The sequence below is a fragment of the Mesorhizobium sp. M0904 genome, assembly GCF_040319475.1.
Taxonomy (GTDB): domain Bacteria; phylum Pseudomonadota; class Alphaproteobacteria; order Rhizobiales; family Rhizobiaceae; genus Mesorhizobium.
Map to the genome: position 1 here is coordinate 82,022 of NZ_JAMYOC010000026.1, position 12,035 is coordinate 94,056.

Annotated in this window: 11 protein-coding genes; 7 read left to right on the forward strand and 4 right to left on the reverse strand. The window is 64.4% G+C overall.

Annotated elements, in window-relative coordinates; genetic code table 11:
* The first annotated feature begins 35 nt into the window (after window positions 1–35).
* On the forward strand, window positions 36–1,559 hold the full coding sequence (locus NKH80_RS24855; protein ID WP_352994187.1) for a malonate--CoA ligase: 1,524 nt from the start codon (window positions 36–38) through the stop codon (window positions 1,557–1,559).
* Window positions 1,560–1,561: 2 nt separating this feature from the next.
* Here NKH80_RS24855 and nagA read toward each other — a convergent pair whose 3' ends face one another.
* The 4 genes from nagA to NKH80_RS24875 are packed head-to-tail and all read right to left on the reverse strand — an operon-like array spanning window position 1,562 to window position 5,419.
* On the reverse strand, window positions 1,562–2,734 hold the full coding sequence (nagA, locus tag NKH80_RS24860; protein WP_352994190.1) for an N-acetylglucosamine-6-phosphate deacetylase: 1,173 nt from the start codon (window positions 2,732–2,734) through the stop codon (window positions 1,562–1,564).
* A complete protein-coding gene (locus NKH80_RS24865) occupies window positions 2,731–3,762 on the reverse strand; it encodes an SIS domain-containing protein (RefSeq protein WP_352686219.1) in 1,032 nt (343 codons plus the stop codon). The genes nagA and NKH80_RS24865 overlap by 4 nt, the downstream gene beginning before the upstream one ends.
* Entirely contained in the window at window positions 3,759–4,541 is a 783-nt protein-coding gene (locus NKH80_RS24870; RefSeq protein ID WP_352507073.1) for a GntR family transcriptional regulator, read from the reverse strand. The genes NKH80_RS24865 and NKH80_RS24870 overlap by 4 nt, the downstream gene beginning before the upstream one ends.
* Entirely contained in the window at window positions 4,538–5,419 is an 882-nt protein-coding gene (locus NKH80_RS24875; RefSeq protein ID WP_352994194.1) for a glucosamine kinase nucleotide-binding domain-containing protein, read from the reverse strand. The genes NKH80_RS24870 and NKH80_RS24875 overlap by 4 nt, the downstream gene beginning before the upstream one ends.
* A gap of 199 nt (window positions 5,420–5,618) precedes the next feature.
* Here NKH80_RS24875 and NKH80_RS24880 point away from each other — a divergent pair, with 199 nt between their 5' ends.
* The 6 genes from NKH80_RS24880 to NKH80_RS24905 all read left to right on the forward strand — a co-directional run bounded on the left by NKH80_RS24880 (window position 5,619) and on the right by NKH80_RS24905 (window position 11,923).
* A complete protein-coding gene (locus NKH80_RS24880; protein ID WP_352994198.1) occupies window positions 5,619–6,578 on the forward strand; it encodes an N-acetylmuramic acid 6-phosphate etherase in 960 nt (319 codons plus the stop codon).
* 2 nt (window positions 6,579–6,580) lie between these two features.
* Complete coding sequence (locus tag NKH80_RS24885; RefSeq protein ID WP_352476907.1) at window positions 6,581–7,840, forward strand: ABC transporter substrate-binding protein; 1,260 nt, start codon at window positions 6,581–6,583, stop codon at window positions 7,838–7,840.
* 239 nt (window positions 7,841–8,079) lie between these two features.
* The gene (locus NKH80_RS24890; RefSeq protein WP_352507070.1) at window positions 8,080–9,003 is read left to right on the forward strand and encodes a carbohydrate ABC transporter permease; all 924 of its coding nucleotides are present in this window, start codon (window positions 8,080–8,082) and stop codon (window positions 9,001–9,003) included.
* A gap of 8 nt (window positions 9,004–9,011) precedes the next feature.
* A complete protein-coding gene (locus NKH80_RS24895) occupies window positions 9,012–9,851 on the forward strand; it encodes a carbohydrate ABC transporter permease (RefSeq protein ID WP_352507069.1) in 840 nt (279 codons plus the stop codon).
* A complete protein-coding gene (locus NKH80_RS24900; RefSeq protein WP_352994200.1) occupies window positions 9,848–10,909 on the forward strand; it encodes a Gfo/Idh/MocA family protein in 1,062 nt (353 codons plus the stop codon). The genes NKH80_RS24895 and NKH80_RS24900 overlap by 4 nt, the downstream gene beginning before the upstream one ends.
* 15 nt (window positions 10,910–10,924) lie before the next feature.
* Entirely contained in the window at window positions 10,925–11,923 is a 999-nt protein-coding gene (locus NKH80_RS24905) for an ABC transporter ATP-binding protein (protein ID WP_352994203.1), read from the forward strand.
* Window positions 11,924–12,035: the final 112 nt, after the last annotated feature.

Here is a 12,035-nt window from a genome sequence, read left to right on the forward strand (position 1 = left end):
CGCCGTCCGGCCGGAGTCAGCCGCTCGGGGTAAACATGAGCAACCATCTGTTTGATGCTTTCCGTGCCCGGATGCTCGCGCCCGGACGCCTTTTGATGGAGGCAGAGGACGGGCGCTCGATCAGCTACGGCGATATGCTGGCGCGCTCCGCACAACTGGCGCATGCGCTGTCGCGGCTCGGCGTCGAAGCCGGCGACCGCGTCGCCGTTCAGGTCGAGAAGAGCCCGGAGGCCATTTTCCTTTACCTCGCCTGCCTGCGTGCCGGCGCGATCTTCCTGCCGCTCAACACCGCCTACACGCTGACCGAGCTCGACTATTTCTTCAGGGATGCCGAGCCGCGGCTGGTCGTCTGCGACCCGACGCGAGTGAGCGAAATCGGCGCCTTGGCGCAGGCCTCGGGCGCTGCGGTCGTGACACTCGGCAGGCAGGGCGAGGGTTCGTTGACCGATCGCGCCTCTGAGGCGGCCGTGGACTTCCACGATGTGGCGCGCGGGCCGGACGACCTTGCTGCGATCCTCTACACGTCCGGCACCACCGGCCGTTCGAAAGGCGCCATGCTCAGCCACGAAAACCTCGCCTCGAATGCGCGGGTGCTGGTCGACCTCTGGCGCTTCACCGCCGCAGACGTGCTGGTTCACGCGCTGCCGGTTTTCCACACGCATGGCCTTTTCGTCGCCACCAATGTCGTCCTGATGGCCGGCGCCTCGATGCTGTTCGAAACCAAATTCGACCCGGCCCGCATCGTCTCGCTGCTGCCGCGCGCCACCGTCCTGATGGGCGTGCCGACCTTCTACGTCCGCCTGCTGCAGCAGGACGGTTTGAACCGGCAAGCGGCGAAAAACATCCGCTTGTTCATTTCCGGATCGGCGCCGCTTCTGGCCGAGACGCACAGAGCCTGGCGAGAGCGCACCGGCCACGCCATCCTCGAGCGCTACGGCATGACCGAGACCAACATGAACACGTCGAACCCTTACGAGGGCGAGCGGCGTGCCGGTACGGTTGGCTTCCCGTTGCCCGGCGTCTCCCTGCGCATCGCCGATCCCGACGGCGGCGAAACACTTGCCCGGGGCGAGGTCGGCATGATCGAGGTCAAGGGCCCGAACGTCTTTTGCGGCTACTGGCGCATGCCGGAAAAGACCAGGGCCGAATTCCGTGACGATGGTTTCTTCATCACCGGCGATCTGGGGCTGATCGATGCCGACGGCTATGTCCACATCGTCGGTCGCGGCAAGGACCTGATCATTTCGGGCGGCTACAATATCTATCCAAAGGAAGTCGAGAGCGAGATCGACGCGCTGCCTGGTGTTGCCGAAAGCGCTGTCATCGGCGTCGCCCATCCGGATTTCGGCGAAGGCGTCACCGCGGTCGTGGTGCGGGCGCCGGGCTCGACCATCAGCGCCGCGGGGCTCATCGAGGCCATCGCCGGGCGCCTCGCCAGGTACAAGCATCCGAAACGGGTGATCTTCGTCGACGAGCTGCCACGCAACACGATGGGCAAGGTGCAGAAGAACCTGCTGCGCGAAACCTACAAGGACCTCTATACGTCCAAAGCCGGCTAACCCTAACGAGCAGGGCTGGTTGCAAAAACCCTGGCGCCATCGATCCACACGCTTTTAATGTCCACATCGTCCGACAGCGAAACGATGTTGGCGGCGGTGCCTTTGGCGAAACGCCCGAGCCGGTGCGACTGGCCGATCGCTTGCGCCGGATAGAGCGAGGCCATGCGCAAGGCCTCGTCGAGGTCGAGACCGACGACGCGGTGCATGAAGCGCACCGCGGAAATCATGTCGAGATCGGCGCCCGCCAGCGTGCCGTCGGCAAGTGTCAGCCTGCCATCCTTGCGGTGGATGGTGCGGCCGTTCAGCGTGAACGAGGTCATGTCGGTGCCGATCGTCGCCATGGCGTCGGTGACGAGCAGGATCTTGCCCGGCCCCTGCTTGGCACGCAAGGCGATGGCCATGGTGGCCGGATCGACATGAATACCGTCGGCGATGATGCCGGCATAGAATGTGCCGGTATCGATTGCCGCGCCCGCCAGCCCTGGCTCGCGATTGCCGATCTGGCTCATCGCATTGAACAGATGGGTGACCACCGTTGCGCCGGCCTCGGCAAAGGCGCGAGCCGTGGCATAGCCGGTATCGGAATGGCCGATGCTGACGACAATGCCGGCTTTGCTAAGTGCCGACACCTGGCCGGGCTCGACGGATTCGGGCGCCACCGTCGTCAGCAGCACGGGCAGGTTTTTCCGTGCGGCGATCAGCATCGCCTGGTCGGGGCCTAGCATCGGCCGGATCAGGGCCGGGTCATGCGCGCCCTTGCGGGCGATCGAAAGATGCGGCCCTTCAAGATGCAGGCCCAGGAATCCTGGCATCTTCCTCCGTGCCGCCTCGGCTCCGGCCGCAACCGCGGCGGCGGTGATCTCGGACGTGTCGGTGATCAGCGTCGGCAACAGCGCCGCCGTGCCGAAGGGTGCGTGCGCCCGGCAGATGGTCTCGATCGTGGCGACGTCGGGATGGTCGTTGAGCATGACGCCGCCGCCACCATTGACCTGTAAATCGACGAAGCCAGGCGCCAGCATGCCGCCACCAGTCTCGATACGCGCAACACCGGGTGGAATAGCCCCGGCGGCAACGATGGCCTCGACGAGGCCGTCGCGCACGACAAGCGCCGCATTGTCGTGCCAGTCGTCGCCATCGAAAATCCGGGCGCCGGTCAGGGCAAAGCGATCGCTCATAGCGTTTCCGTCACCTTGCGCAGATTGGGCGGCGTGTCGGGGTCGAGGCCGCGATGGCGGGCAAAAGCCTCGACGAAACCATAGAACGACACGATCAGCGTCAGTGGATCGGTCAGCGGATGACCGGTTGCGACATGCGGCAGCGGCTGTGCGCTCCTTGCCTTATTCGACGTCACAAAGACGGCGGCGCCCTTGCCGGCCAGGCTGTCGGCGGCATCAGCCACCGACGGTTCGGACGCATCGCGAGCAGCCAGAGCCAGCACCGGGAAGCCGGGACCGACCAGCGCCAGCGGGCCGTGCATGACCTCGGCGGCACTATAGGCTTCCGCGTGCATGGCGCAGGTTTCCTTGAATTTCAGCGCCGCCTCGTTGGCGATCGCCGCCGACGGGCCACGGCCAAGGATGAACAGCGATTTCGGCGTCTCGAGTGCCGCAGCCAGCGCCATCCAGTCGCACGCGATCGCCTTGCGAAAATGCTCCGGCAGGCGGGCAAGTGCTGCCAGAAGTTTGTCGTCGCCGGTGCAATGCGCCATCAAGGCGAGCCCTGCGACGGCCGAATTGACGAAGGTCTTCGTCGCCGCAACGCTGCGCTCCGGTCCGGCCAGGATGTCGATCGCGTAATCCGAGGCTCGCGCGAGCGGCGAATCGGCAGTGTTGGTGATGGCGACGGTCAGCGACCCGCCGGCCCGCGCCGCCTGCGCCATTGCGACGATGTCCGGGCTCTTGCCGGACTGCGAGATCGCCAGGCAGGCCGAGCCGCCCAGCTTCAGCTTGGCGCCATAGATCGAGGCGATCGACGGGCCGACCGATGCAACCGCCAGCCCGGCGGTCAGCTCCACGGCATATTTCATGAAGGTCGCGGCATGGTCGGACGAACCGCGCGCCACGGTGACGACGAAATTCGGGTCGCGCTCGCGAATGTCGCGCCCGGCCTCGGTCAGCACCGCGGCCGAGCCGTCGAGCAGGCGCGCGGTGGCCTCCGGGATCTCGTCGATCTCGCGCCGCATATGGGTAATTGTTGCGCTCATGACCGGCCCTCTTCGCCCGGCCCGCTTAGCCGGAGTTCGGCGACAAAATCATAGGCGTCGCCTCTGTAGATGGAGCGGGTGAACTCGATCACCTTGCCGCTCGCCAGATAGGAGATACGCTCGATATGCAGCCCGGCAATGCCTGGCGGCACTTCGAGCAGATGCGCATCGCCATCGCCGAGATTGGTGGCGGAAATGCGCTGCACCGCCCGCACCGGTCTGTTGCCGGTCTGTTCCAGCGCCGCGTAGAGCGACGAACCGATCGCCGCCGGATCGGGCAGCACGCTTGTTGATAGCGAGGCGCGCTCGATCGCCAGCGGCGTGTCGTTGGCAATGCGCAGGCGCGCCACGCGCGCCACCAATTCGTTCGATGCCAGGCCGAGCACCATCATCTCGTCGGGCGACGGCGGATAGAGGCCGCGGTCGAGCCAGGCTGAACGCACCGCCATGCCGCGCCGCGCCATGTCTTCGGTAAACGAGGTCAGCATCGACAGCGACTGCTCGACGCGCTCCATGCGCGGCGCAACGAAGGTGCCGGAACCATGGCGCTGGACGAGGATGCCGCCCTTGACCAGGTCCTGCACCGCCTTGCGCACGGTGACGCGCGAGATGTCGGCCTTGCTGGCGATGTCGCGCTCGGAAGGCAGCGCATCGCCCGGTCCGATCAGCCCGCGTTTGACCGCATCCTCGATGCTCTTCCTCAGCTGCAGATAGAGCGGCGCGCCGCTCTGCGACGATTGTTTCAGCGCCGTGAATATCTGGTCGGCGGCCTCGCTCATCGCGCTGTCTCCGCCGTGTTTGCGAAAATCCGAACCGCCATCTGCACCGCGCCGCCCAGTGCGTCGTCGAGCGGCGGTTTCAGCAGCGCCCGGTAGCGGGCCGACAGGCGCGGCGCGTAAAGCGGCGCCAGCCCGCCGAGCAGGCAGAGCGGATCGTCGCCGCCCAGGTCGAGTACGCCAAGCGCTGCCTCGACATCGGCGACCGCCTTGTCGAGGATCCAGATAGCGACGACGTCGCCTTTTTCGGCGTGTTCGAACACCTTGGGCGCGAAGCCGCCGAAATCGCCGGGCTTGGCGTTGGTGGTGAATTCGACCACATCCTCGGGATTGTTGCGGAAGATGGCGAGCATGGCCTGCGTCAGCGGCGAGCCTTCGCGGATGCCGTCATAGGCGAGCAGCGTCTGCTCGAGCAGGGCGCGGCCGATGCGGGCGCCGCTGCCCTGGTCGCCGACCTGGAACCCCCAGCCGCCGATGGCGCGCGACTTGCCTTGCCGGCGCGCCATATAGGCGGTGCCGGTGCCGAGGATGGCCATGGCGCCGTCGCCGGAGCCGACCGCACCTTCCAGCGCGATTTCGGCGTCGGTCTCGACACGGCTGATGCGGAACGGCAGGATCGCTTCGAGCTGCTGCCTATAGGTGCCGACATTGGCGCCGGCCAGGCCGAGAACGGCCGGAGTTTGCGGGATTAGTGCGGGATCCCTGCCCGCGGCGACAAAGGCCTGCTGCGCCGCGTCGACGATGTTCGTCCTGGCGCCGGTGAGATCGGTGCGGATGTTGGCGGCGCCGCTTTTGGCGCGGCCGAGGACGCTGCCGTCGGCCGTTGCAAGGGCCGCCCTGCAGCTGGTGCCGCCGCCATCGATGCCGAGCACGAATTTCACGCGATTTCTCCTCGGGGCGGATAATACCAATAAAATACCAATAGCCAAGGGTTAATTTCCATTTCAAAAAAGTTAAGGCCTAGTTTGTTGAGAAATCAGCGGATTTCGTCTGCGGTCCTATCCCGACGCAGGGATTTCATTAATGCGTGTGGACAAGTGGTATTTTTTTGGTATTGTTTTCTGGATTGGAGGAAAGCGGATGGCCGAAACGCGCACCGAAGCGCTTCACCACAATGCCGAGGGACTGGACATCCAGGCCCCGGACGCCATCCTTTCCTCTTTGGCCAACGCACAGATCGAGGCCGCCAAGGCCGTACGCGGCGCCATTGCTGCCATTGCCGCGGCAGCCGAAATTATCGCAACCCGGCTGAAAAGCGGCGGCAAGCTCGCCTATGCGGCCGCCGGCAGCTCGGGCCTGATGGCATTGGCCGATGCGCTGGAACTGCCGGGCACTTTCGGTATCCAGCGCGACCGCATCGCCATCCTGATCGCCGGCGGCGACGAAGCTTTCAGGACACTGGCCGGCGGGCCTGAGGATGACGTTGACGAAGCTTCGGCAGCGGTCGCCGCCGCCGGCATCGGCAATAGCGATTGCCTGATCGCCGTCTCGGCCAGCGGCTCGACACCTTACGCTGTCCGCGCGATCGAGGAAGCCAGGCGCCGCGGTGCGGCGACGATTGCCATCGCCAACAACAGGGATGCGCCGCTGCTGCGGCTGGCCGACATCGCCATCCTGCTCGAAACGCCGCCGGAGCTGATTGCCGGCTCGACGCGCATGGGCGCCGGCACCGCCCAGAAGATCGCGCTCAACATGCTGTCGACGCTGGCCGCCATCCATCTCGGCCATATCCATGACGGCTACATGGTCAACCTCATGGCCGACAACATCAAGCTGCGCGACCGCGCCGCACGCATCGTTGCCGCCGTCAGCGGGCGCGACAAGGACGAGGCGGCGCGCCTGCTCGAAAAGAGCGGCGGCGCCGTCAAGACCGCCATTCTGCTCGCCGCCGGCGCCACCAGCGCCGATGCGGCCGAGAAGATACTGGAAGGGACCGGCCACAAGCTGCGGCCAGCCCTTTCCGCAATCGAGGGGAGCAAGGGGCGCAATGCCTCTGTTCTCATCAAAACCGAACCTGAAAAAGGTCAACAGGGAGACTGAGCATGACAACGAAGCTACTGACGGCACTTCTTCTCGGCACCAGCATTCTCGGCTCCGCCGGGGTGGCTTACGCCGACGACGTAACGCTCAACATCGAGAGCTGGCGCGGCGACGACCTTGCCATCTGGAAGGACAAGCTGATCCCGGCCTTCGAAGCCAAGAACCCGGGCATCAAGGTGGTGTTCGCGCCGTCGGCGCCAACCGAATATGACGCCGCCCTCGGCGCCAAACTCGCCGCCGGCTCGGCCGGCGACCTGATCACCTGCCGCCCGTTCGACAAGTCGCTGGAGCTCTTCAAGAAGGGCAACCTCGCCGACATCTCGACCCTGCCCGGCATGGAGAACTTTTCCGACGTCGCCAAGGCCGCCTGGCAGACCGACGACGGCAAGTCGAGTTTCTGCGTGCCGATGGCCTCCGTCATCCATGGCTTCATCTACAACAAGGACGCCTTCGACAAGCTCGGCATCAAGGTGCCGGAGACGCGCGACGAATTCTTCGCCGCGCTGGACAAGATCAAAGCCGACGGCACCTACATCCCGATGGCGATGGGCACCAAGGACCTCTGGGAAGCGGCGACCATGGGCTACCAGAACATCGGCCCGAACTACTGGAAGGGCGAGGAAGGCCGCCTGGCGCTGATCAAGGGCGAGCAGAAGCTGACCGATCCGCAGTGGGTCGAGCCCTTCAAGGAACTGGCCAGGTGGAAGGACTATCTCGGCGACGGCTTCGAGGCGCAGACCTATCCGGACAGCCAGAACCTGTTCACGCTCGGCCGCGCCGCCATCTACCCGGCCGGCTCGTGGGAGATCGGCCTGTTCAACACGCAGGCGCAGTTCAAGATGGGCGCCTTCCCGCCGCCGGTGCAGAAGGCCGGCGACACCTGCTACATCTCCGACCACACCGACATCGGCATGGGCCTCAATGCGGCCTCGAAGAACGCGGATGCGGCCAAGACCTTCCTGTCCTGGGTGGCCTCGCCGGATTTCGCCACCATCTACGCCAACGCGCTGCCGGGCTTCTTCAGCCTGAACAACACCCCGGTGAAGATGGAAGACCCGCTGGCCCAGGAATTCGTCTCCTGGCGTGGCAAGTGCAAGTCGACGATCCGCTCGACCTACCAGATCCTGTCGCGCGGCACGCCGAACCTCGAAAACGAGACGTGGGTTGAATCGGCCAACGTCATCAACGGCACCGACACGCCGGAAGCTGCCGCCAAGAAGCTGCAGGACGGCCTCGACAGCTGGTATAAGCCGGCGAAGTAAGAGCGCGGCGAAGCGTTGTCTCCCCCCTCGAGGGGGAGATGTCGCCGAAGGCGACAGAGAGGGTTGGTCGAGGCAGGCTGCGGCTTGATCGCTGCTGGAAAGCACGGTCGAAACCACGATGGCGGGCCGCCTCGGCCGACCCCACCCGCCTCGCTGTGCGAGGCGCCCTCCCCTCGAGGGAGAGGGAGGCGCCGCGCCCTTTGACGGCAATTGCAAGACCTGATCCGGGGACCGAATGCATGGCCGCAGCACCGAAAAGACCGTTCCGTTGGCATATCGGCGTTTTCCTGGCGCCGGCGTTGCTGGTCTATACGGCGATCATGATCCTGCCTCTGGCCGGCACGCTGCAGCTTTCCTTGTTCCGCAACATCAATCAGTCGCAGGTCTTCGTCGGACTGGAAAATTTCCGCATGCTGTTCGGTGATCCCAACTGGTCGGTCAATTTCTGGAACGCCCTCAGGAACAATGTCTGGTTCTTCGTCATCCATATGCTGGTGCAGAACCCGATCGGCGTCCTATTGGCCGCACTTCTGTCCAGCCCCAGGCTGCGGTTTTCCGCCTTCTACCGCACGGCGATCTTCGTGCCGACGATCCTGTCCTTCGTCATTGTCGGCTTCGCCTGGAAGCTGATCCTGTCGCCGCTATGGGGCGTGGCGCCGCATATGATGGACCTTGTCGGCCTGAAAAGCCTGTTCACGCCCTGGCTCGGCAAGGCACAATATGCGCTGACCGCGCTCAGCCTGATCTCGGTGTGGCAGTTCGTCGGCATCCCGATGATGCTGATCTATGCGGCACTGCTGTCCATTCCCGAAGAGGTGATCGAAGCGGCCGAATGCGACGGCATTACCGGGATGGCGCAGTTCTGGAAGATCAAGCTGCCGCTTATCCTGCCGTCGATCGGCATCATCTCGATCCTGACCTTCGTCGGCAATTTCAACGCTTTCGACCTGATCTACACCGCGCAAGGCGCGCTGGCCGGGCCGAACTATTCAACGGATATTCTCGGCACCTTCCTCTACCGCGCCTTCTTCGGTTTCCAGCTGCAGGTCGGCGATCCCAACATGGGCGCGGCGATCGCCACGATGATGTTCCTGATCATCCTCGGCGGCGTCTGCGTCTACCTGTTCCTCGTGCAGACGCGCTTGCGTCGCTACCAGTTCTGAGGCGCGACATGAGCACCGCAACCCGCTCGCTGCCCCGCATCATTGGCGCCCACGCGATCCTGTTGACCTACACCGCCATCGCGCTGTTTCCGGTCATCCTCGTCATCATGAATTCGTTCAAATCGCGCGCAGGGATTTTCGGCGCGCCGCTGACGCCGCCAACGCCAGGGACCTTCGACCTGATCGGCTACGCCACGGTGATCGGCCAGGGCGACTTCATCCACTATTTCCAGAACAGCCTAGTCGTCACCGTCGCCTCGCTGTTCTTCGTGCTTCTGTTCGGCGCCATGGCTGCGTTCGCACTGTCGGAATACCGCTTCCGCGGCAATTCGCTGATGGGGCTCTATCTGGCGCTCGGCATCATGATCCCGATCCGCCTCGGCACCGTCGCCATCCTGCAGTTGATGGTGGCGAGCGGGCTGGTCAACACGCTGACGGCGCTGATCCTGGTCTACACGGCGCAGGGCCTGCCGCTTGCCGTCTTCATCCTGTCGGAATTTATGAAGCAGGTCTCGGACGATCTGAAGAATGCGGGCAGGATCGACGGCCTGTCCGAATACACCATCTTTTTCCGGCTGGTGCTGCCGCTGGTGCGCCCATCGATGGCGACGGTCGCGGTCTTCACCATGATCCCGATCTGGAACGATCTGTGGTTCCCGCTGATCCTGGCGCCGTCGGAGGAGACCAAGACAGTGACGCTCGGCGCCCAGCTGTTCCTCGGCCAGTTCGTCACCAACTGGAACGCCATTCTGGCGGCACTGTCGCTGGCGATCATGCCGGTGCTGATCCTCTACGTCATCTTCTCGCGGCAGCTGATCCGCGGCATTACTTCGGGAGCGGTCAAGTGAGTTCGCAACAACCTCTGCGCGTCGTCGTCGCCGGTCTCGGCAATATGGGCCGCAGCCATGCGCTGGCCTACCATACCAATCCGGGCTTCGAGATCGCGGCGCTGGTCAATCGCTCCGACGTGCCGTTGCCGGCCGGGCTCGCCAGTTATGGCATCAGGCGCTCCTTTGACCAGGCGTTGCGCGACGAGAGTCCTGACGTCGCCTGCATCGCCACCTATTCCGACAGCCATGCCGACTATGCGGTGAGGGCGTTCGAAGCCGGCTGCCATGTCTTCGTCGAAAAGCCGCTGGCAACCACCGTCGCGGATGCAAAGCGCGTGGTCGCGGCAGCCAAGGCCAACGGCAAAAAACTGGTGATCGGCTATATCCTGCGCCATCATCCGTCCTGGATCCGGCTGATCGCCGAGGCGCGTAAGCTCGGCGGCCCTTACGTGTTCCGCATGAACCTCAACCAGCAATCCTCCGGCCATAGTTGGGAGACGCACAAGCAGTTGATGCAGACAACGTCGCCGATCGTCGATTGCGGCGTGCATTATCTCGACGTGATGCTGCAGATCACCGACGCCAGGCCGGTCGAGGTGCGCGGCATGGGGCTTCGGCTGACCGACGAGATTGCGCCCACGATGTATAATTACGGCCACCTGCAGGTGCTGTTCGACGATGGTTCGGTCGGCTGGTACGAGGCCGGCTGGGGGCCGATGATCTCGGAGACGGCCTTCTTCGTGAAGGACGTGATCTCGCCCAATGGCTGCGTGTCGATCGTCATGAAGGAGGGTGTCAGGTCCGACGACATCGACACCCATACCAAGACCTCGACCATCCGCCTGCACAGTGCGGCGACCGGGGCGGACGGCAAGTTCGCCAAACCGGACGAGATGCTGTCGATGGAGGGCGAGCCTGGCCATCAGGATCTTTGCGACCTGGAACAGGCGTTTGTGCTGAAGGCGGTCCGCGAGGATCTCGACTTGACCCGCCATATGGACGACGCGGTGAAGTCGCTTGCCGTCTGCCTTGCCGCCGACGAGAGCGTGCGCAGCGGCCTCGCCGTGAAACTCTAGAACAGGGACGAAGCCGTGGGCTCGCTGAACATCGAGAATGTCAAAAAGGCCTTCGGGCCGGTAGAGGTGCTGAAGGGCATCAACCTCGAGGTGACGGATGGCGAGTTCGTCGTCTTCGTCGGTCCATCCGGCTGCGGAAAGTCGACGCTGCTCAGGGTCATTGCTGGGCTGGAGGACTCGACCTCGGGCCGCGTGGTGATCGACGGGGCGGACGTCTCCGCCACCCCGCCGGCCAAACGCGGCATCGCCATGGTGTTCCAAACCTATGCGCTCTATCCGCATCTGACGGTGAAGAACAACATGGGCCTCGGCCTCAAGCAGGCGGGCACACCGGCGGCCGAGATCGACCGCCGCATCGGCATCGCCTCGTCGATGCTGTCGCTGGAGCCCTACCTCGAGAGGCGGCCGGCCGAGCTTTCCGGTGGTCAGCGCCAGCGCGTCGCCATCGGCCGCGCCGTAGTGCGCGAGCCCAAGCTTTTTCTGTTCGACGAGCCGCTGTCCAACCTCGATGCCGCGCTGCGCGTCAACACCAGGCTGGAGATCGCGCAATTGCATCGCCGGCTGAAGGCCACGATGATCTATGTCACCCACGACCAGGTCGAGGCGATGACACTGGCCGACAAGATCGTCGTGCTGAACGCGGGAAAGATCGAGCAGATCGGCGGACCGATGGAGCTTTACAATTCGCCGGCAAATGAATTCGTCGCCGGCTTCATCGGCTCACCGAAGATGAACTTCGTCGACGGGGCCAGGCTTGGCGACACGGCCAAGACCATCGGTGTCCGTCCCGAGCACCTGACCGTCGATGCGAAATCCGGTGCCTGGAAAGGCACGGTTGTCCATGCCGAGCATCTTGGCGCCGACACCAATCTCTATCTCGACTGCGAGAAGGCTGGCTTGATCACCGTGCGCATCTTCGGCGTCTACAATGCCGAACCCGGCGCCACGCTCTACGCCACGCCGGATCCGGCGAAGACGTACCGGTTTGGGGCCGATGGGAGGGTGCTGAAGTAGCTGCTCTTTTTCCTTCTCTCACAAGGGGGGCCTGTTGCGCAGTAACCGGGGATGTTTGGATGGGGCGGGATCGCAGGGATTTCGCTCGTCTTTGTGAGCTCCGCCCCCTTGT